This is a genomic window from Nocardioides sp. SLBN-35 (assembly GCF_006715725.1).
Lineage (GTDB): Bacteria > Actinomycetota > Actinomycetes > Propionibacteriales > Nocardioidaceae > Nocardioides.
The window spans coordinates 4571996-4592135 of sequence record NZ_VFNU01000001.1 but is presented as its reverse complement, the minus strand read 5'-3'; the positions used below and the strand labels follow the sequence as shown (position 1 = coordinate 4592135).

The 20140-nt window shown below is 71.3% G+C and carries 17 protein-coding genes; 15 read left to right on the top strand and 2 right to left on the bottom strand.

What is annotated here, in order from left to right:
• Positions 1–31: 31 nt before the first annotated feature.
• The 5 genes from groES to FBY23_RS22110 all read left to right on the top strand — a co-directional run bounded on the left by groES (position 32) and on the right by FBY23_RS22110 (position 5736).
• A complete protein-coding gene (gene groES, locus FBY23_RS22130) occupies positions 32–325 on the top strand; it encodes a co-chaperone GroES (RefSeq protein WP_141801214.1) in 294 nt (97 codons plus the stop codon).
• Between the two features lie 81 nt (positions 326–406).
• A complete protein-coding gene (gene groL, locus FBY23_RS22125) occupies positions 407–2032 on the top strand; it encodes a chaperonin GroEL (RefSeq protein ID WP_141800113.1) in 1626 nt (541 codons plus the stop codon).
• Positions 2033–2395: 363 nt separating this feature from the next.
• Positions 2396–3256, top strand: a complete 861-nt coding sequence (locus FBY23_RS22120) for a GNAT family N-acetyltransferase (protein WP_141800112.1) — start codon at positions 2396–2398, stop codon at positions 3254–3256.
• 84 nt (positions 3257–3340) lie between these two features.
• Entirely contained in the window at positions 3341–4732 is a 1392-nt protein-coding gene (locus tag FBY23_RS22115; protein WP_260806366.1) for a cytochrome ubiquinol oxidase subunit I, read from the top strand.
• The gene (locus FBY23_RS22110) at positions 4729–5736 is read left to right on the top strand and encodes a cytochrome d ubiquinol oxidase subunit II (protein ID WP_141800111.1); all 1008 of its coding nucleotides are present in this window, start codon (positions 4729–4731) and stop codon (positions 5734–5736) included. The genes FBY23_RS22115 and FBY23_RS22110 overlap by 4 nt, the downstream gene beginning before the upstream one ends.
• Here the strand turns inward: FBY23_RS22110 and zwf are convergent.
• Positions 5730–7184 carry a glucose-6-phosphate dehydrogenase gene (gene zwf, locus FBY23_RS22105; RefSeq protein ID WP_141800110.1) on the bottom strand — a complete coding sequence of 485 codons (1455 nt, stop codon included), beginning with the start codon at positions 7182–7184 and terminating at the stop codon, positions 5730–5732. The two genes, FBY23_RS22110 and zwf, sit on opposite strands and share 7 nt — an antisense overlap.
• Positions 7185–7226: 42 nt before the next feature.
• Here zwf and guaB point away from each other — a divergent pair, with 42 nt between their 5' ends.
• From guaB to FBY23_RS22080, 5 genes are all read left to right on the top strand, one after another.
• Positions 7227–8756: an IMP dehydrogenase gene (guaB, locus tag FBY23_RS22100; RefSeq protein WP_141800109.1), complete on the top strand. Its 1530-nt coding sequence runs from the start codon at positions 7227–7229 to the stop codon at positions 8754–8756.
• 187 nt (positions 8757–8943) lie between these two features.
• Positions 8944–9318: a hypothetical protein gene (locus FBY23_RS22095; protein ID WP_141800108.1), complete on the top strand. Its 375-nt coding sequence runs from the start codon at positions 8944–8946 to the stop codon at positions 9316–9318.
• 115 nt (positions 9319–9433) lie between these two features.
• Positions 9434–9937, top strand: a complete 504-nt coding sequence (locus FBY23_RS22090) for a GNAT family N-acetyltransferase (protein WP_141800107.1) — start codon at positions 9434–9436, stop codon at positions 9935–9937.
• Between the two features lie 25 nt (positions 9938–9962).
• A complete protein-coding gene (locus tag FBY23_RS22085) occupies positions 9963–11069 on the top strand; it encodes a GuaB3 family IMP dehydrogenase-related protein (protein ID WP_141800106.1) in 1107 nt (368 codons plus the stop codon).
• Positions 11069–11779: a carbon-nitrogen hydrolase family protein gene (locus tag FBY23_RS22080; RefSeq protein ID WP_141800105.1), complete on the top strand. Its 711-nt coding sequence runs from the start codon at positions 11069–11071 to the stop codon at positions 11777–11779. The genes FBY23_RS22085 and FBY23_RS22080 overlap by 1 nt, the downstream gene beginning before the upstream one ends.
• A 173-nt stretch (positions 11780–11952) precedes the next feature.
• Here FBY23_RS22080 and FBY23_RS22075 read toward each other — a convergent pair whose 3' ends face one another.
• The gene (locus FBY23_RS22075; protein WP_160158333.1) at positions 11953–12540 is read right to left on the bottom strand and encodes a TetR-like C-terminal domain-containing protein; all 588 of its coding nucleotides are present in this window, start codon (positions 12538–12540) and stop codon (positions 11953–11955) included.
• Between the two features lie 100 nt (positions 12541–12640).
• Between FBY23_RS22075 and FBY23_RS22070 the strand changes: the two genes are divergently transcribed.
• The 5 genes from FBY23_RS22070 (at position 12641) to FBY23_RS22050 (ending at position 20046) form a co-directional block, all read left to right on the top strand.
• Entirely contained in the window at positions 12641–13795 is a 1155-nt protein-coding gene (locus FBY23_RS22070) for a phosphotransferase family protein (protein WP_222117909.1), read from the top strand.
• The gene (locus tag FBY23_RS22065) at positions 13792–14949 is read left to right on the top strand and encodes a hypothetical protein (RefSeq protein ID WP_141800103.1); all 1158 of its coding nucleotides are present in this window, start codon (positions 13792–13794) and stop codon (positions 14947–14949) included. The genes FBY23_RS22070 and FBY23_RS22065 overlap by 4 nt, the downstream gene beginning before the upstream one ends.
• 72 nt (positions 14950–15021) lie before the next feature.
• Entirely contained in the window at positions 15022–16476 is a 1455-nt protein-coding gene (locus tag FBY23_RS22060; protein WP_141800102.1) for an aldehyde dehydrogenase, read from the top strand.
• A gap of 226 nt (positions 16477–16702) precedes the next feature.
• A complete protein-coding gene (locus FBY23_RS22055; protein ID WP_141800101.1) occupies positions 16703–18334 on the top strand; it encodes a succinic semialdehyde dehydrogenase in 1632 nt (543 codons plus the stop codon).
• Positions 18331–20046 (top strand): GMC oxidoreductase, encoded by a 1716-nt coding sequence (locus FBY23_RS22050; RefSeq protein WP_141800100.1) that lies wholly within the window; start codon positions 18331–18333, stop codon positions 20044–20046. Before FBY23_RS22055 ends, FBY23_RS22050 begins: the two co-directional genes overlap by 4 nt.
• The last annotated feature ends 94 nt before the right edge of the window (positions 20047–20140 follow it).

The window sequence follows — 20140 nt, the reverse complement described above, 5'->3', positions numbered from 1 at the left end:
CAGACAGTCTCAGAAAGTGGAGGTCGACATCGTGTCGGTCAACATCAAGCCGCTCGAGGACCGGATCGTCGTCAAGCCTCTCGAGGCCGAGCAGACCACCGCCTCGGGCCTGGTCATCCCCGACACCGCCAAGGAGAAGCCCCAGGAGGGCGAGGTCCTGGCCATCGGCCCCGGCCGCATCGACGACAACGGCAACCGCGTCCCGCTCGACGTGGCCGTGGGTGACAAGGTCATCTACAGCAAGTACGGCGGCACCGAGGTCAAGTACGCCGGCGCCGAGTACCTCATCCTCTCGGCCCGCGACGTCCTCGCGGTCATCGCCTGAGCTGAGTCTCGTATCGCCCGGGACGTCCGCATCCGTGCGTGACGTCCCGGGCGTTCGGCTTTCCATCCAAGGAGTGAAGTAGTGCCCAAGATCCTGGAGTTCGACGAGAACGCCCGCCGCGCCCTCGAGCGCGGCGTCGACGCCCTCGCCAACACCGTCAAGGTGACGCTCGGCCCGAAGGGCCGCTACGTCGTGCTCGACAAGAAGTGGGGTGCGCCGACCATCACCAACGACGGCGTGACCGTCGCGCGTGAGGTCGAGCTGGACGACCCGTTCGAGAACCTCGGTGCCCAGCTCACCAAGGAGGTCGCGACCAAGACCAACGACGTCGCCGGAGACGGTACGACGACCGCCACCGTCCTCGCCCAGGCGCTGGTCCACGAGGGCCTGCGCGCCGTCGCCGCCGGGGTGAACCCGATGGGCCTCAAGCGCGGCATGGACGCCGCGGCCGCCGCCGTGGCCGACGCCCTCAAGGCCGCCGCCCGCGACGTCGACGACGAGAAGGACATCGCCTCCGTGGCGACGGTCTCCTCGCGCGACAGCCACATCGGCGAGCTGCTCGCCGAGGCGTTCGGCAAGGTCGGCAAGGACGGTGTGATCACGGTCGAGGAGTCCAACACCCCCTCGACCGAGCTCGAGTTCACCGAGGGCATGCAGTTCGACAAGGGCTACATCTCGGCGTACTTCGTCACCGACGCGGAGCGCCAGGAGGCCGTCCTCGACGACCCGTACGTCCTCATCCACCAGGGCAAGATCGGCGCGATCGCCGACCTGCTGCCGCTGCTGGAGAAGGTCATCCAGGCCGGCAAGCCGCTCTTCATCCTCGCCGAGGACGTGGAGGGTGAGGCGCTCTCCACCCTGGTCGTCAACAAGATCCGCGGCACCTTCAACGCCGTCGCGGTGAAGGCCCCGGCGTTCGGCGACCGCCGCAAGGCGATGCTGCAGGACATTGCCGTCCTCACCGGCGGCCAGGTCATCTCGCCCGAGGTCGGCCTCAAGCTCGACCAGGTCGGCCTCGACGTGCTGGGCCAGGCACGACGCATCGTGATCACCAAGGACAACACCACGATCATCGACGGCGCCGGCTCGGTCACCGAGGTGGCGGGTCGCGTCGAGCAGATCAAGAAGGAGATCGAGGCGTCCGACTCCGACTGGGACACCGAGAAGCTCCAGGAGCGGCTGGCCAAGCTCTCCGGCGGCGTCGTGGTGATCAAGGTCGGCGCGCACACCGAGGTCGAGCTCAAGGAGAAGAAGCACCGGATCGAGGACGCCGTCTCCGCGACGCGCGCCGCGATCGAGGAGGGCATCGTCTCGGGCGGTGGCTCGGCGCTCGTCCACGCGGTGTCGGTCCTCGACGGTGACCTCGGCCTGACCGGCGACGAGGCCTTCGGCGTGCGGATCGTGCGCAAGGCCGCCGACGAGCCGCTGCGCTGGATCGCCGAGAACGGTGGCGAGAACGGCTACGTGATCACCAACAAGGTCCGCGAGCTCGGCGTCGGCAACGGCTACAACGCCGCCACCGGCGAGTACGGCGACCTCGTGGCCCAGGGTGTCATCGACCCGGTCAAGGTGACCCGCTCGGCCCTGGCCAACGCGGTCTCCGTCGCGGGCATGCTGCTGACGACCGAGGTGCTGGTCGTCGACAAGCCCGAGGAGGAGGAGCCCGAGGCGGCCGGTCACGGCCACGGGCACGGCCACGGCCACTGAGTCCTCGCTCGAACGCTTCGGCCCGCCGCACCCCGGGTGCGGCGGGCCGCTGCATTCCTGGCACCTCGGCGGCTCCTGCTGGACGCCGACCCGGCACAAACGTGCGCGCAGATCGCGCCGACCCGGCGCCAAGGTGCGTCGAGATCGGGCCGACCCGGCGCGAAGTGTCCGCCGGCGTTGCCACTTTCTGCCGGGTCGACGTGATCCGGAGGCCACTTTCTGCCGGGTCGACGTGATCCGGAGGCCACTTTCTGCCGGGTCGGCGATGCTTGCAGGACAGTTCGGGCCGGGTGGGTGGACAGGGGTCGGTGCCCGAAACATTGGTGATCGCCCAAGGACACGAATGTCTGGCATGGTGAGGACATGTTGTGGCGCGTGCGAGCCGGACTGCCCGACCGGCCCGGGTCCCTTGCGGAGCTGGCGGCGGCCTGCGGCCGGGCCGGGGTCAACATCCAGACCGTGCAGGTCTTCCCCGAGGGCACCTCGGTCACCGACGAGCTGGTCCTGCAGGTGCCGCAGGACTGGACGGCCGAGCAGCTCCACGAGCTGGTGACCGCGGCCGGCGGCGAGGCGGTGAGCGCCGTACCCGTGACGACGGCGGCGCTCGAGGACCAGCCGACCCGCTACGTCCAGGCCGTGCGGGCGATCATCGCGCAGCCGGCGACCTTCCCCGAGGTGGCGGCGCACCTGTTCGACGCCGACGTCGCGCCCAGCGACGGGTCGGAGGACGTGCTGGAGATGACGATCGGCGCCACGACCACGATCCAGGTACGCCGGGACACGCCCTTCACCGCCATCGAGCGGGACCGGGCCTCGGCGCTGGCCGAGCTCGTGGGGGAGGTGCTCGCCGCTCAGGTCGCGCCCGCCCCGCACCAGCCGGCAGCCGGGGACCCCGACTTCGTCACGAACGGGGCCGTGGTCTCCGCGCTGGCGGGCGGCAAGGTGACCGGCCGCGCCGAGTTCACGCCGACCGAGGACGACGAGCCGTGGCCGGTGGACCTGTGGGTCGACCCGGCCTGGCACCGCCGCGGTGTCGGCACCCGGCTGCTCGCCGACGTCGCCCGGGCCGCGCGCTCGGCGGGCGCGGAGGAGATCGTGCTCACCGCCCCGTCGGACACCAAGGCGGTGCTCCCGATGGTGCTCGCCGCGGGCATGCGCGGTCGCATCCGGATGGCAGGGGATTCGCTCACCGTGCGGATCGCGCTCGCCGACCTGCGCCGCTGAGCCGACCGTCCGACCATGCCCGTGTGGCGGACATGACATCTTCCGAGACTTTGTGAACGCATTCACAAACAGTACGGTCGAGGAGTGCTGACCCCCGACGTCGTCACCGCCCTCACCCGCCTCGCCGCCGAGGTCGAACCCCCCGGCCTGCTGCCCGCCCGCGAGCAGATGGCGCTCTCTCTGGGCTGGCACATCGTGCTCGCGTGCTTCGGCGTCGCGTTCCCCGCGATGATCTTCGTGATGCACCTGCGGGGCATCCGGCACAGCGACCCGGTCGCGCTCGGCCTGGCCAAGCGCTGGGCCAAGGTGTCCGCCGTCCTCTTCGCGATCGGCGCCGTCTCCGGCACGGTGCTCAGCTTCGAGATGGGCCTGCTGTGGCCCGGCCTGATGGGGACGTACGGCGACGTGCTCGGCCTGCCGTTCGCGTTCGAGGGCCTGGCGTTCTTCCTCGAGGCGATCTTTCTCGGCATCTACCTCTACGGCTGGGGACGGATGCCCGCCAAGAGGCACGTCCTGATGGTCCTGCCGATGGCGGTCACCGGCATCATCGGCGCCTACTGCGTGCTCGCGGTCAACGCCTGGATGAACGTGCCGACCGGCTTCCGGATCGTCGACGGCCAGGTCACCGACGTCGAGCCGTGGAAGGTGCTGTTCAACCAGCACGCCTTCCTCCAGTTCGCCCACATGTGGGTCGGCGCCTACATGCTGACCGGGTTCACCGTCGCCGGCGTGTACGCCGTCGGCATGCTCCGCGGTCGCCGCGACGCCCACCACCGGCTGGGCTTCCTGGTCCCGTTCGTGTTCGCGTCGATCGCCGCGGTGACCCAGCCGTTCGTCGGCCACGTGCTCGGCTTCGGCCTCGACGAGCGCCAGCCCGCCAAGCTGGCAGCGTTCGAGCTGGCCGAGACCACGGAGAGTCCCTCGCCACTGCGACTCGGGGGAGTGCTGGTCGACGGCGAGGTGAAGTGGTCGATCGACATCCCGCGTCTCGGCTCCCTGATCGCGATGAACTCGCCCGACAAGCCCGTCCCCGGGCTCGACACGATCCCCGAGGAGGACCACCCGCCGGTCAACATGACCCACCTGGCCTTCCAGACGATGGTCGGCATCGGCACCCTGCTCGCGGCGGCCGTCGTGCTCTTCTGGTTCCAGCGCCGACGTGGTCGCGACCTGCTCGAGAAGCGCTGGTTCCTCCGCTTCGCCGCCGCGGCCGGCCCGCTCGCGGTCGTCGCGCTCGAGGCCGGCTGGATCGCCACCGAGGTCGGCCGCCAGCCCTGGATCGTGTATGACGTCATGCGCACCACCGACGCCGTCGGCGACTACACCGCCAGCCTGTGGTGGCTGCTCGGCATCAGCACCGTCGTCTACACGGCCATGACGGTCGGCGCGGTCGTCGTACTGCGCTCGATGGCCCGGCGCTGGCGCGCCGGCGACGCCGACCTGCCCAGTCCGTACGCCCCGGAGGTCTCGTCGTGACGCTCGAGCTCGCGGTCGCGGCCGCCCTCTTCGTCGGAGTCATCGCGTACGCCGTGCTCGGCGGCGCCGACTTCGGGTCCGGATTCTTCGACCTGACGGCCGGCAGCAGCAGGCGGGGTGCGGAGCTGCGCACCCTCGTCGACCACAGCATCGGTCCGGTGTGGGAGGCCAACCACGTGTGGCTGATCTACGTCCTGGTGATCTGGTGGACCGGCTTCCCCGAGTCCTTCGCGGCCGCGATGTCGACGCTGGTGCTGCCGCTGCTGCTGGCCCTGCTCGGCATCGTGCTGCGCGGCGCGAGCTTCGCGTTCCGCAAGTACGCCGCCACCCTGGCTCAGGCCCGCCTGTTCGGGATCGTGTTCGCGACCTCCTCGATCATCACGCCGTTCTTCCTCGGCACCGTCGCCGGCGGCATCGCCTCGGGCCGGGTGCCGCTCGACGGCACGGGCGACCGGTGGTCGTCCTGGGTCAACCCGACCTCACTGTTCGGCGGCGTGATCGCCGTCGGCACCTGCGCCTTCCTCGCCGGGACCTTCCTGGTCGCCGACGCCCGCCGCAGCGGCCAGGACCGGCTCGCCGACGAGCTGCGCCTGCGCGCTCTCGGTGTCGGCGCGGCCACCGGCGCGATCATCTTCGCCGCCCTCGTCCCGCTCGACCACGACGCCCCGACCCTCGCGGCCGGGCTCGAGGGCCGGGCCGCGCCCCTCGTCGTCCTCGCCGGCCTCGCGGGGGTGGCGACCATGGCGCTGCTCTGGACCCGGCGGTACGCCGTCGCGCGGATCACCGCCGTCCTCGCCGTCGCCGCCGTGGTGTCGGGGTGGGGCGTGGGTCAGTACCCGTGGCTGCTCGTCGACGAGGTCACCATCGCCGACGCGGCGGGTGCCACCGCGACCCTGCAGGGGCTGCTCGTCGCGGTCGGGCTGGCGGTGGTGGTCGTCGTACCGCCGCTGGCCTATCTGTTCAAGCTGACCCAGTCCGAGGAGTGGTCCCGACCGGATCACTGACCGTTCGGGGCGGCAGGGTGGTTGCCGAGCCGCCACCGACCCAGCGGCAGGTCGAGCGCCGAGGCCGGCCCCCACGTGCCGGGCGCGTAGGGCTCGACGGGCGGACGGCGGTCGAGCACCGGCTGGAAGATCTCCCACAGCCGGTCGACCTCCTCGGAGCTGATGAACAGCGTCTGGTCGCCGCGCATCACGTCGAGCAGCAGCCGCTCGTAGGCCTCGAGCGGGTCCGCGCCGGGGACGTCACCCACCAGGTCGAGCCGGAACACGCCCTCCACGAGGGCCATGTCGGGACCGGGGCGCTTGGCGCGCACGTCGATCGCGACCCGCGGCTGGTCGGCGAGCTCGATGACCAGCTCGTTGGGCTCGGGGATGCCGCCGTCCTCGGGCTTGAGCCAGCGGTGGCGGGGGTCGCGGAAGCGGACCGTGATCGTGCGGCTGCCCTCGGCCATCGCCTTGCCGGTGCGCAGGTAGAACGGGACGTCGCGCCAGCGGTCGTTGTCGATCCAGACCTCGGCGGCCACGAAGGTCTCGACCTGCGAGTCGGCGGCCACGTCGGGCTCGTCGCGGTAGCCGTCGTACTGGCCGAAGACGACGCGCTCGGGGTCGAGCGGACGGACCGCGGAGAAGGTCGCGGCCTTCGCGGCGCGGATGGCGGAGGCCCGGAACGCGTGCGGGTCCTCGAGCGCGACGAAGCCGAGCAGCTGGGCGAGGTGGGTGGTCACCATGTCGCGCAGGCAGCCGGTTCCCTCGTAGAAGCTGCCGCGGCCCTCGACCGTGAGCTTCTCGGGGACGTCGATCTGCACCGACTCGATGGAGTGCCTGTTCCACGCCGGCTCGAACAGGCCGTTGGCGAAGCGCAGCGCGAGGATGTTCTGCACCGCCTCCTTGCCGAGGAAGTGGTCGATCCGGAACACCTGGTCGCCGGCGAACGCCGAGGACAGCACGGCCTGCAGGTCGCGGGCGGTCGCGAGGTCGGTGCCGAACGGCTTCTCGGTGACCAGCCGCGAGCGGGCGACGAGGTCCTCGCGGTCGAGCATGCCGACCATGCCCTTGACCGCTCCGGGCGGGACGGAGAGGTAGAGGAGGCGCCGTACGTCGCCCAGCAGGCAGCCGCAGGTCGCCAGGATCCGGTCCTCGGCCTCCTCGACGGCCCGGGCGAGCGCCGTACCGTCGTCGGCGGAGGACGCGACGAACCGGGTCCGCGCGAGCAGCGGGCCGGCCACGGACTCGTCGACGTCGCCGACGAACTCGGCGAGCGCGTCGCGCACGTGGCGGCGGAACTCGTCGTCGCCGCCGGGGGAGTGCCGGCCGCTGCCGATGACCTCGAAGTGGTCGGGCAGGCGGCCTGCGACGGCCAGCCGGTAGAGGCCGGGGAAGAGCTTGCGGGCGGCCAGGTCGCCGGTCGCGCCGAAGAGGACGAGGACGTGCGGGGAGAGGTCGGAAACCACGCTCCCACCCTCTCGGACCCGTCAAGGGCCGCGCACTGCGTGATGGGGCTCACGCCCTACACTGGTCCAGTGGAGGTCCCCGACAAGTTCGCTGCGCTCGGTCTCACCTACGACGACGTCCTGCTGCTGCCCGGTCATTCCGACCTCGCGCCGGACGACATCGACACCACCTCGCGGCTGACCCGCGAGATCTCGCTCAAGTCGCCGCTGATCAGCGCCGCGATGGACACCGTGACCGAGTCGCGGATGGCGATCGCGATGGCCCGCCAGGGCGGCATCGGCATCCTCCACCGCAATCTCTCCGCCGAGGAGCAGGCCTACCAGGTCGACCTCGTCAAGCGGACCCAGACCGGCATCATCTCCAACCCGGTCACCATCGGCCCCGACGCGACGCTCGAGGAGCTCGACAGGATCTGCGGCGAGTACCGCGTCTCCGGCCTCCCCGTCGTCGACGCCGACAACCGGCTGCTCGGCATCTGCACCAACCGCGACCTGCGGTTCACCCCCGTCGCGGAGTGGGCCACCACCAAGGTCGACGAGGTGATGACCCCGATGCCGCTGGTCACCGGTGGCGTCGGCATCTCCCGTGACGACGCGACCGCGCTGCTGCGCAAGCACAAGCGCGAGCGACTCCCGCTCGTCGACGCCGAGGGCCGCCTGGGCGGCCTGATCACCGTCAAGGACTTCGTGAAGTCCGAGCAGTTCCCGCTCGCCTCCAAGGACGGCGACGGCCGGCTCATGGTCGGCGCCGCGATCGGTTACTTCGGCGATGCCTGGGAGCGGGCCACCGGCCTGATCGAGGCCGGGGTCGACGTCCTCGTCGCCGACACCGCCCACGGACACGTCACGCTCCTGCTCGACATGGTCCGCCGGCTCAAGTCCGACCCGGCCACCAAGCACGTCCAGGTCATCGGCGGCAACGTCGCCACCCGCGAGGGCGCCCAGGCGTTCGTCGATGCGGGTGCCGACGCCGTCAAGGTCGGCTTCGGCCCCGGCTCCATCTGCACGACGCGCGTCGTGACCGGCTGCGGCGTCCCCCAGGTCACCGCGGTCTACGAGGCGTCCCTCGCGGCCGGGCCGGCCGGCGTACCCGTCATCGCCGACGGCGGCCTCCAGCAGTCCGGCGACATCGCGAAGGCCATCGTGGCCGGCGCCGAGTCCGTGATGATCGGCTCGATGCTCGCCGGTTGCGAGGAGTCGCCCGGCGAGGTCGTCTTCCACCAGGGCAAGCAGTACAAGGCGTACCGCGGCATGGGCTCGCTCGGAGCCATGTCCTCGCGCGGCAAGAAGTCCTACTCCAAGGACCGCTACTTCCAGGCCGAGGTCACCAGCGACGACAAGATCGTGCCCGAGGGCATCGAGGGGCGGGTCGCCTACAAGGGACCGCTCGCCGGCGTCGCGCACCAGCTCCTCGGTGGCCTGTCCCAGTCGATGTTCTACGTCGGCGCGCAGACAATCCCCGAGCTGCAGGAGAAGGGCCGGTTCATCCGGATCACCTCCGCCTCGCTCAAGGAGAGCCACCCGCACGACATCGAGATGACCGTCGAGGCGCCCAACTACCACCGGTCCTGACCGTGGCGGTCATCGGCGTCCTGGAGGGATCCTCCGCGAGCGTGGTCGGGCGTCACGCCCGCTGTCGGTAACGCCGTCCGGCGCTCGAGCGCCGGACTCGGCCCCGCCCGCGATGTGTCGCGCACGGTATGAGGTGCGCCCTCCCGCGGTACCGCACGAGAAGCGGAACTAGGGGGAGGAGTCGACGATGGATGTCAACGAGTGGTTCGGTGCCTGGAACGACCCGGGCTGGATCGCCGTGTACGTGATCGTGGCGCTGCTGGTGATCGGCGCCATCGCGATGGCTGGCGCGCGCAAGAAGCGGAATCGGGACCGGGAGAAGGCGGAGGCGATCCGTCGCGAGGCGCAGCGGCACGAGACCAGGCTGCGCGCGCAGGACGCGGAGGCGCGACAGGTCGAGGCCGAGTCCGAGCAGGCGCGGGCCGAGGCCGACCGGCTCGAGGCCATCGCCGAGGACAAGCGCAACCGTTTCGAGCGCGAGCGCGTCGAGCACGAGCGCCGTCTCAACGAGGCGGAGAAGCTCGACCCGCGCACACAGGGACGACACGAGTCCCGTCGTTGACCGGCGTGCCGTTCGCCGGTCGGCCGTAGTTGAGTCGTGCCAAGGGCTGCCGCGGTACGCGTGAGCGCTACTCGCTTGCACGATCCCAGGGAATGAACCAACTATTGTCGGCCGGGTGAGCGAGCTCGTCCTCCGGCCGTACCAGCCCGCCGACTGGCCGGCGGTGGGGGCGATCATCACCGAGGTGCTGACCGCCGGTGAGACGTACGCCGTCCCGGTGCTCGACGACGCCGAGGCCCGCGACTTCTGGCTGGGCCAGCCCGGTGCGGTCGCGGTCGCCGAGCTCGACGGCGTCGTGGTCGGGACCGCGAAGATGGGCCCGAACCGGCCGGCCCAGGGCAGCCACATCGGCACCGCGTCCTTCATGGTGGCGACCGCGGCGCGCGGTGCCGGCGTGGGCCGGGCGCTCGGGGAGCACGTCGTCGCGTGGCACCGCGAGCAGGGCTTCGCGGGCATCCAGTTCAACGCCGTGGTCACCACCAACACCGCCGCCGTCGCGCTGTGGCGCAGTCTCGGCTTCCAGGTGATCGGCACCGTCCCGGGCGCCTTCCGTCGTCCCGACGGGAGCCTCGCCGGGCTGCACGTCATGTTCCTCGACCTCGCCGGCATGCGGTCCTGAGCGGCGGTCCCGATATCCTCGGCGCGTGAGCGACATCGAGATCGGCCGCGCCAAGCGGGCCCGGACGGCGTACTCCTTCGACGACATCGCGATCGTGCCGTCCCGGCGCACGCGCGACCCCGAGGAGGTCAGCGTCGACTGGCAGATCGACGCGTACCGGTTCTCCCTGCCGATCCTCGCGGCGCCGATGGACTCGGTGATGTCGCCGAAGACCGCGATCGACTTCGGCCGATTCGGCGGTCTCGGCGTGCTCAACCTCGAGGGCCTCTGGACGCGGTACGACGACCCGCAGCCGCTCCTCGACGAGGTCGCCGGGCTGCAGGGGGTCGAGGCCACCCGGCGCCTGCAGGAGATCTACACCGAGCCGATCAAGGCCGAGCTGATCACCGAGCGGCTGCGCGAGGTGCGCGAGGCCGGGGTGACGGTGGCGGGCTCGCTGTCGCCGCAGCGGACCAAGGAGTTCGCCAAGACGGTGACCGACGCGGGCGTCGACCTGTTCGTCATCCGCGGCACGACCGTCTCTGCCGAGCACGTCTCCAGCCAGGCCGAGCCGCTGAACCTCAAGGAGTTCATCTACGAGCTCGACGTGCCGGTCATCGTCGGCGGGTGCGCGACCCACCAGGCCGCGCTGCACCTGATGCGCACCGGCGCGGCCGGTGTGCTGGTCGGCTTCGGCGGCGGTGCCGCCCACACGACCCGCACCGTCCTCGGCATCTCCGTCCCGATGGCCTCGGCCGTCGCCGACGTCGCCGCCGCCCGCCGCGACTACCTCGACGAGTCCGGCGGCCGCTACGTCCACGTCATCGCCGACGGCTCCATCGGTACGTCGGGCGACCTCGCCAAGGCGATCGCCTGCGGCGCCGACGCCGTGATGGTCGGCTCGCCGTTCGCCCGCGCCACCGACGCGCCCGGCCGCGGCTTCCACTGGGGTGCCGAGGCGCACCACGCGGACCTGCCGCGGGGCCAGCGGGTGCAGTTCGACCAGGTCGGCACGATCGAGGAGATCCTGTTCGGGCCCTCCCGCGTCGCCGACGGCACGATGAACCTGGTCGGGGCCCTCAAGCGCTCGATGGCCACCACCGGCTACACCGAGCTCAAGGAGTTCCAGCGGGTCGAGGTCGTCGCCCACTGATGATCGTCGCCGCCGCCCAGGCCGAGGCCCGCGCCGGCGACCTCGTCCACAACATCGCGACGGCCGCCCGTCTCGTCCGTGCGGCGGGCGAGGGCGGTGCCCGCGTGGTGGTGCTCCCCGAGGCCTTCCTCACCGGGTACGACGCCAGCGCGTTCTGCGGCGACGTCCCGACGCCGATCGACCTGGCCGGCCCGCTGCTCGACCCGCTGCGATCGGCCGCGGCGGCCGCCGGCGCCACCGTGGTCGCCTCGACCGCCCTGCGTCGCGACCGCGGCCGCACCCTCGCCTCGGTGGTCGTCGAGCCCGACGGCACCACCACGGCGCCGTACGACAAGCAGCACCTCGACGGCGACGAGCCGACCTGGTTCGTCCGGGGCGAGCATCCGGCGACGATCACCGTGGACGGCGTGGTGCTCGCGCTCTCGATCTGCCGCGACGGCAGCGTCCCGGAGCACGCCGCGATCGCCGCGGCGGCCGGCGCTTCGGCGTACCTCGCCTCGGTCGCGTACTTCCCCGGCGGCGCCCGCCGCCTCGACGTCACCTACGCCGCCCGCGCGCTCGACCACGGGATGCACGTCGTGGTCGCCGGCCTGACCGGCCGCTGCGGCCCGCACACCTTCATCGGTGGGTCCGCCGTCTACGGCCCGGACGCCGAGGCGCTGGTCCGGCTCGGTGACGAGGAGGGCCTCGCGCTCGCCGAGATCCGTTGACTTGCCGCATCCTCTCCGTTGAGTTGCCCGATCCTCTCCGTTGAGTTGCCCGATCCTCTCCGTTGAGTTGCCCGATCCTCTCCGTTGAGTTGCCATGTCCCGGCGGCTCAATGGCAAGGATGCGGCAACTCAACGGTCAGGATGGGGCAACTCAACCGTGAGGATGCGGCGACTCAACCGGGTCGGGGGCGCAGGCCACGCACGAGGCTCGCGGTGAGCCGGTCGACCCAGGCGTCGTCGAGCTGGCCGGGAGTGAGCAGGACGCCGGCGATGATCGTCCCGATGACGGTCTGGATCAGGTCGTCGGCCCGTGCGTCGGGATGCGCCTCGCCGGCGGCGATCGCGACCGCGAGCCGCTCGTCGATCGCCCGGAAGGAGCCGGCGAAGCGCTCCAGCATGGCCGCGTGCAGGTCGGGCCAGGTGGTGATCTCGGCCAGCAGGGCGGGCAGGGCGGCGGCACCGACGGGGGAGCACAGGGCGTCGCGGGCGCCGCGCACGATGCCGGCGACGTCCTCCTCCAGTGTCCCGCCCAGGTGCATGTCGAGCGCGAGCTCGCTGGGGAAGGCGGCCTCGTGGACGAGGTGGGGAAGGGCGGTCCAGCGGCGGTAGAGGGCCGCCTTGGTCGTACCGGCCCGGGCGGCCACGGCCGCGCCGGTCACGGCGGCGTACCCGCCCTCGGCGAGCAGGGCGCGGACCGCGGCCAGCGCGGCCTGCTCGATCCGCGGGTCCCGCGGCCGGCCGGTCGCGCGGGCTGCGGACATTTCCGTCCCCATGACCTCTTCCCCTCTTTCGATACCGAGGGTACCGTAACGCTCGTCGTGACATAGAACACGTTCTAGTAGCGTGGAGCCAGGAGGTGCCGTGAGCGAGTCGTTGCCCGCAGAGATGGCCGAGATGACCCTGCAGCGGTCGAGCCGCGACCAGGGCGCGGTCCACGACCGCCTCGAGGAGTGGCTCACCGGCGTGCTGCCCGACGGCGCCGACCCCGAGGTGACCCTCCACGACGGCGTGCAGACCAACGGCATGTCGAGCGAGACGGTGCTGCTCGCGATCACCACCACCGAGGGCGGCGCCCGGGTCACCCGCGAGTACGTCGCCCGGGTGGCCCCGGCGGCGAGTGACCTGCCGGTGTTCGCTGAGTACCGCCTCACCGACCAGTACGACGCCATGCGCCTGGCCGGCGAGCTGGCCGGCGTCCCGGTCCCGACGGTGGGCCTCAACGAGCCGACAGGCGACGTGCTCGGCACGCCGTTCTTCCTGATGGACCGCCTCGACGGCGCGGTGCCGCCCGACGTGCTGCCGTACCCGTTCGGCGACAACTGGCTCTTCGACGCCTCGCCCGAGCAGCAGGAGCGGCTGCAGCGCAGCACCGTCGACGTCCTGGCCAGGCTGCACGGCATCCCCGACGCCGCCACGACCTTCGCTTTCCTCGACCCCGCGGTCACCGGCCACGGGGGTGCGACCCCGCTGGCGCGCAACCTCGCCAAGACCCGGGCCTGGTACGACTACGCGATCACCACGGACGAGGCGAGCCCGCGCTCCCCGCTGATCGAGCGTGGCCTGGCCTGGCTCGAGGCCAACCTCCCTGCCGGGGAGGGCGAGCCGGTGCTGGTCTGGGGCGACTCCCGGATCGGCAACATGATGTACCGCGACTTCGAGCCGGTCGCCGTCCTCGACTGGGAGATGGCCACCCTCGGCCCGCGCGAGATGGACCTCGCCTGGCTGGTCTTCGCCCACCAGGTGTTCCAGGAGATCGCGACCATGCTCGGCCTGCCCGGCATGCCGGACTTCCTGGCGACCGAGGACGTCGTGGCGACGTACCGCGAGCTCACCGGCGTCGAGACCGGCGACCTCACCTGGTATCTGCTGCACGCCGCCGTCAACTGGGGCTGCGTGTTCCTGCGCACCAGTGCGCGCCAGATCCACTTCGGCGAGATCGAGAGGCCCGCGGACCCCGAGTCCGTCTTCCACCACCGCCCGCTCCTCGAGCGGCTCCTCGAGGAGGTCGGTGCATGAGCCTGCATGACGAGTACGTCGGCCTCGGGCCGCTCGACGAGTACCCGATCCACCAGCTCCCGCGCCCCGTCGCCTGGGCCGGCAGCAGCGACCGCAACTTCTACGACCGCTGCTACCTCAACGCCCACGACCGCACCGGCGACCTGTTCCTCATCACCGGCCTCGGCTTCTATCCCAACCTCGGCACCAAGGACGCCTTCGTGCTGCTCCGCCGCGGCGAGGAGCAGACCGCCGTCCACCTCGGCGACGCCGCCGACCCGCGCGGCGCCGACCGGATGGCCCAGCAGGTCGGCAACTACCGCATCGAGGTGATCGAGCCGCTCCACAGGCTGCGCCTGGTGCTCGAGGAGACCGAGGGCATCGCCATGGACCTGACCTGGGAGGGCTCCTTCCCGGTCGTCCAGGAGCTGCCCCACGTGATGCGCCAGGGCAGCGGCACGACGCTCGACGCGCAGCGCTTCGCCCAGGTCGGCACCTGGGAGGGTGTGCTCAGCGTGGACGGCACCGACATCGAGGTCACCCCCGACCGGTGGGTCGGCTCGCGCGACCGCTCGTGGGGCATCCGGCCGGTCGGAGAGGCCGCGCCCGCCGGAAAGCCCGCGGACCCGGCCTTCGAGGGCATGTGGTGGCTCTACGTGCCGATGCGCTTCGATGAGTTCTGCGTCGTCATCATCATCCAGGAGACCCCCGACGGGTTCCGGACGCTCAACGACTGCACCCGGATCTGGAAGGACGGCCGGGTCGAGCAGCTCGGCTGGCCGCGGGTCTCGGTCCGCTACACCTCCGGCACCCGCGTCCCCACCGGCGCCACGATCGTGTGCAGCACGCCCGAGGGCAAGGAGCTCGTGCTGGAGGTCGACTCGTTGCTGCCTGTCCCGATCCACGTCGGTGGTGGGTACGGCGGCGACTCGGACTGGACGCACGGCATGTGGAAGGGCCCCGCGTTCACCGAGCGGCTCACCTATGACATGAATGACCCGGCCGTCGCCGGGCGGGTCATGTTCGGCGTGATCGACCACGTCGGCCGGGCCACCGTGCACGGCCCGGGTGCCGGCGTACCCGACGGCTCCGAGGGTTGGGGCCTCTTCGAGCACGGATCCCTCGGCCGGCACGACCCCAGCGGCTTCGCCGACTGGTTCACCCTCGCCCCCTGACCGACCGGTGGTCGAGGAGGTTGTGCAGCAACCGTCTCGAGACCTCTGGAATCTCCATCGAAAGGCAGCTTCATGACGCTCGACCGCGACGCCCTCTTCATCGGCGGCACCTGGGCCAGGCCCGCCACCGACGCCGTGCTCGAGGTGGTCTCCCCGCACTCCGAGCAGGTCGTCGCTCGGGTCCCCGAGGGCAGCGCCGCCGACATCGACGCGGCGGTGGCCGCGGCCCGCCGGGCCTTCGACGAGGGACCGTGGCCGCGGATGAGCCCGGCCGAGCGGATCGAGGTCGTGCAGAACCTCTCGGGCCTGTACGCCGCGAAGCTGGAGGAGATGGCGACCATCATCTCCACCGAGATGGGCTCGCCGATCTCGTTCAGCTCGCTCGCCCAGGCGCCGGCGCCGTGGATGCAGATCGAGGCCTTCCTCGGCATCGCGCGGGAGTTCCCGTGGGAGGAGCGGCGTCCGGGCGTGCTCGGCGCCGACGTCGTCGTACGGCACGAGCCGGTGGGCGTCGTCGCGGCCATCCCGCCGTGGAACGTCCCGCAGTTCACGATCCTGTCGAAGGTCGTCCCGGCGCTGCTCGCCGGGTGCACCGTCGTCGTGAAGCCCGCCCCGGAGACCCCGCTCGACGCGTACCTGCTCGCCGAGCTGCTCGTCGAGGCCGGCGTCCCGGAAGGCGTCGTCAGCATCGTGGCCGGTGGTCGTGAGGTGGGGGAGCACCTGGTGCGCCACCCCGGCGTCGACAAGGTCGCGTTCACCGGCTCCACCGCCGCCGGCCGCAAGATCGGCGCGATCTGCGGCGAGCAGCTCAAGCGGGTCTCGCTCGAGCTCGGCGGCAAGTCGGCCGCGATCATCCTCGACGACGCTGACGAGGCCGCTGCGATCGAGGGCCTGAAGTTCCTCGGCGTGATGAACTCCGGACAGGCCTGCGTCGCCCAGACCCGGGTCCTGGTCAGCCGCGAGCGGCACGACGCCTTCGCCGCCGCCCTCGCCACCGCGATCGGCGACATGGTGGTCGGCGACCCGCTCGACCCCGCCACCGAGATCGGCCCGATGGTCGCGCGGCGCCAGCAGGAGCGCGTGGCGTCGTACATCCGGATCGGCCAGGAGGAGGGCGCCCAGCTGCTGACCGGCGGCGACGGCCGTCCCGACGGCCTCGACACGGGCTGGTACGTCCGCCCGACCGTCTTCGCCGGCGTCGACAACAAGATGCGGATCGCGCAGGAGGAGATCTTCGGGCCGGTCCTCTCGGTCATCGCCTACGACGACGTGGCCGACGCCGTCCGGATCGCCAACGACTCGGAGTACGGCCTGGCCGGCACCGTGTGGACCGCCGACGAGGAGGCCGGTCTCGAGGTGGCCCGCGGCGTGCGCACCGGCACCTACGGCGTGAACACCTACACGATGGACTTCGCCGCGCCGTTCGGCGGCTTCAAGGCCTCCGGGCTCGGCCGCGAGTTCGGTCCCGAGGGGCTCGGGCAGTACACCGAGGCCAAGTCGGTCTACCTGTCCGCGCCGCCGATGTAGTGCGATATATCGGTGGGAGTTTCACCGGTCAGCCGGTGAAACTCTCGCTTGGACGATGAAACTTCCTCGTCCAAGCGCCAGTTTCGTCGTTCAGCCCCGCCAGTTTCACCGGTCGGCCGGTGAAACTGGCGCCGGCGCGACCCTTGACAGGGGGCGGGCATGTGTAAAGCGGCACATCTGCTACCGATCAGTAGATTCGGTGACTGCGGTCACCTACCCTCGTCCCATGAGCGAAGCGATTCCCGGCTCCGGCGCGTCCTCCGACGGCCCGGTCGTTGACGGCCCGCACGACCCCGAGCACGACCCGCGGGCGTCGTACGCCCTCGAGCCCGAGCACGTCGCCCGGCTGACCGAGCGGATCCTGTCGACCACCGGTCGGAGCACCCAGGTGTTCTCGCCGATCAACGGCGCCCCGGTCGCCAACATCCCGCAGTCGAGCACCGACGACGTCGCCGAGGCGTTCCGCCGGGCGCGGGTGGCGCAGGCCGCGTGGGCGCGGGTGTCGATCGACGAGCGGGCCCGGATCCTGCACCGGCTGCACGACATCGTGCTCGACCGGCAGGCCGAGATCATGGACCTGATCCAGCTCGAGTCGGGCAAGGCCCGCAAGCACGCCTTCGACGAGCCGCTGCACATCGCGCTCACCGCGCGCTACTACGCCCGCACCGCCCACAAGCACCTCGACACCCAGCGCCGCCCGGGCGTCGTGCCCGTGCTCACGAAGGTCGAGCTCAACCGGGTGCCCAAGGGCGTCGTCGGCATCATCTCGCCGTGGAACTACCCGTTCACCATGGCGCTGTGCGACGGCCTCCCGGCCCTGCTCGCCGGCAACGCCGTGGTGACCAAGCCCGACGCCCAGACCATGCTGTCGGCGCTGCTCGGAGCCCAGCTGCTCGAGGACGCCGGGTTCCCGCGCGACCTGTGGCAGGTCGTGGCCGGGCCCGGCCGTGAGCTCGGTACGCCGATCATCGAGCGCTCCGACTACATCTGCTTCACCGGCTCCACCGCGACCGGCAAGATCATCGCCAAGCAGGCGGCCGAGCGGCTGATCGGCTGCTCGCTCGAGCTCGGTGGCAAGAACCCGATCCTCGTGCTCCGCGACGCCGACGTCGAGCGGGCCGCCGAGGGCGCCGTACGCGCCTGCTTCTCCAACGCCGGCCAGCTGTGCGTGTCCACCGAGCGGATGTTCGTCGCCGACGCCGTCTACGACCGGTTCGTCGAGCGCTTCGTGGCCCGCACCAAGGCGATGAGCCTCGGCGCCACGATGGACTGGGACGCCGACATGGGCACCCTGATCTCGGCCGACCAGCTCGAGACCGTCACCGCCCACGTGGAGGACGCGGTCGCCAAGGGCGCCCGGGTGCTCGCCGGTGGGCGGGCGCGGCCCGACCTGGCGCCGTACTACTTCGAGCCGACCATCCTCGAGGGCGTCACGCCCGAGATGACCTGCTTCGGCAACGAGACCTTCGGCCCGGTCGTGTCGATCTACCGCTTCCACGACGAGGCCGACGCGATCGCCCGGGCCAACGACGGCGAGTACGGCCTCAACGGCTCGGTCTACACCCGCGACACCGCCCGCGGGCGCGCGATCGCGCGCCAGATCAAGTGCGGCACGGTCAACGTCAACGAGGCCTTCGGCGCCACCTTCGCCAGCATCGACGCCCCGATGGGCGGCATGCGCGAGTCCGGCATGGGCCGGCGCCAGGGCAGCGAGGGCATCCACCGCTACACCGAGACCCAGTCGGTCGCCACGCAGCGGCTGATCCGGTTCGGGCCGATGCTCGGCATGTCCGACGAGTCCTACGCGAAGTTCATGACCGCCTCGCTGCGGCTGATGGACAAGCTGGGCCGAGCATGAGCGACTTCGACTACGACGTCCTGGTCATCGGGTCCGGCTTCGGTGGCTCGGTCACGGCGCTCCGGCTCACCGAGAAGGGCTACAAGGTCGGTGTGCTGGAGGCCGGAGCCCGGTTCACCGACGCCGACTTCGCCGACAACTCCTGGGACCTGAAGAAGTACCTCTTCGCGCCCTCCGCCGGTTGCTACGGCATCCAGCGCATCGACATGGTCAAGGACTGCCTGATCCTCGCCGGCGCCGGTGTCGGCGGCGGCTCGCTGGTCTACGCCAACACGCTCTACGAGGCGCTCGACCCGTTCTACACCGACCCCTCGTGGGCGCACATCACCGACTGGAAGGCCGAGCTGGCGCCGTACTACGACCAGGCCAAGCGGATGCTGGGCGTGGTCACCTACCCGCGGATGACCCCCTCGGACGAGGTGATGAAGAAGGTCGCCGACGAGATGGGCGTCGGCGACAGCTTCCACGCCACCCCGGTCGGCGTGTTCTTCGGCGGTCCCGCGCAGTCGGCCGGTGACTCCGTCGAGGACCCGTACTTCGGTGGCGTCGGGCCGCGGCGCAACACGTGTACCGACTGTGGCGAGTGCATGACCGGGTGCCGGCACAACGCCAAGAACACCCTGGTCAAGAACTACCTCTACCTCGCCGAGCAGAACGGCGCCGAGGTGCACCCGCTCACCACGGTCACCCGGGTCCGCCCGCTGGCCGGCGGCGGCTACCGGGTGGACACCCGGTGGTCCAAGGCGAAGCTGTCGCGTCGTACGGCGGTCCGCACGTTCACCGCGGAGCAGGTCGTCTTCTCCGCTGCCGCGCTCGGCACCCAGAAGCTGCTGCACCGGCTCAAGGCGACCGGCGACCTGCCGAACGTCTCCGACCGGCTCGGGCACCTGACCCGCACGAACTCCGAGTCGATCCTCGGCGCCATCGCGCCCGAGGGGGCCGCCGTCGACTACACCGAGGGCGTGGCGATCACCTCGTCGTGGCACCCCGACGAGCACACCCACATCGAGCCGGTGCGCTACGGCAAGGGCAGCAACGCGATGTCGCTGATGCAGACCGTCCTCACCGACGGCGACGGCCCCGAGGCGCGCTGGAAGGTGTGGCTCAAGGAGCTGTGGAAGGAGCGCAAGCGGGTCCGCGACCTCTACGACGTCAAGCACTGGTCGGAGCGGGTCGTCATCGCCCTGGTCATGCAGTCGGTCGACAACTCGATCACCACCTTCCCGAAGCGGGTCGCGGGGAAGTGGGTCCTGTCCTCCAAGCAGGGCCACGGCGAGCCCAACCCGACCTGGATCCCGGCCGCCAACGACGCCGTACGCCGGATGGCGGCCGTGATGGGCGGCGGCACCGCCGGCGGCACCATCGGCGAGCCGTTCAACCGGCCGCTGACCGCCCACTTCATCGGCGGCTGCACCATCGGCGACAGCCCGGCGTCGGGTGTGGTCGACGGCTACCAGCGGATGTACGGCCACCCGGGCCTGCACATCGTGGACGGCTCGACCATCTCGGCCAACCTCGGCGTGAACCCGTCGCTGACCATCACCGCGCAGGCCGAGCGGGCCATGGCGTACTGGCCCAACAAGGGCGAGACCGACACCCGGCCGGCGCTCGGCGAGGCCTACGCCTCGATCGAGCCGGTCGCGCCGCGCGCGCCCGTCGTACCCGACGACGCGCCGGCGGCCCTGCGGCTGCCCATCGTGGGCGTCAGCTGAGGCTGCTGGTACTCCTGTCGCCTCCTGGGGCGCTTGCCGGCCGGTCCGGCGAGCGCCCCAGAAGTTTTCCCAACTTGTTCGGGACCGGCGTAAC

Bases quoted from the DNA above. Each gene is read 5' to 3' on its own strand.
- FBY23_RS22120 (WP_141800112.1), top strand. From the start codon at position 2,396: ATGTTGTGGCGCGTGCGAGCCGGACTGCCCGACCGGCCCGGGTCCCTT.
- guaB (WP_141800109.1), top strand. From the start codon at position 7,227: ATGGGGCTCACGCCCTACACTGGTCCAGTGGAGGTCCCCGACAAGTTC.
- FBY23_RS22095 (WP_141800108.1), top strand. From the start codon at position 8,944: ATGGATGTCAACGAGTGGTTCGGTGCCTGGAACGACCCGGGCTGGATC.
- FBY23_RS22080 (WP_141800105.1), top strand. From the start codon at position 11,069: ATGATCGTCGCCGCCGCCCAGGCCGAGGCCCGCGCCGGCGACCTCGTC.
- FBY23_RS22075 (WP_160158333.1), bottom strand. From the start codon at position 12,540: ATGTCCGCAGCCCGCGCGACCGGCCGGCCGCGGGACCCGCGGATCGAG.
- FBY23_RS22065 (WP_141800103.1), top strand. From the start codon at position 13,792: ATGAGCCTGCATGACGAGTACGTCGGCCTCGGGCCGCTCGACGAGTAC.
- FBY23_RS22060 (WP_141800102.1), top strand. From the start codon at position 15,022: ATGACGCTCGACCGCGACGCCCTCTTCATCGGCGGCACCTGGGCCAGG.
- FBY23_RS22055 (WP_141800101.1), top strand. From the start codon at position 16,703: ATGAGCGAAGCGATTCCCGGCTCCGGCGCGTCCTCCGACGGCCCGGTC.
- FBY23_RS22050 (WP_141800100.1), top strand. From the start codon at position 18,331: ATGAGCGACTTCGACTACGACGTCCTGGTCATCGGGTCCGGCTTCGGT.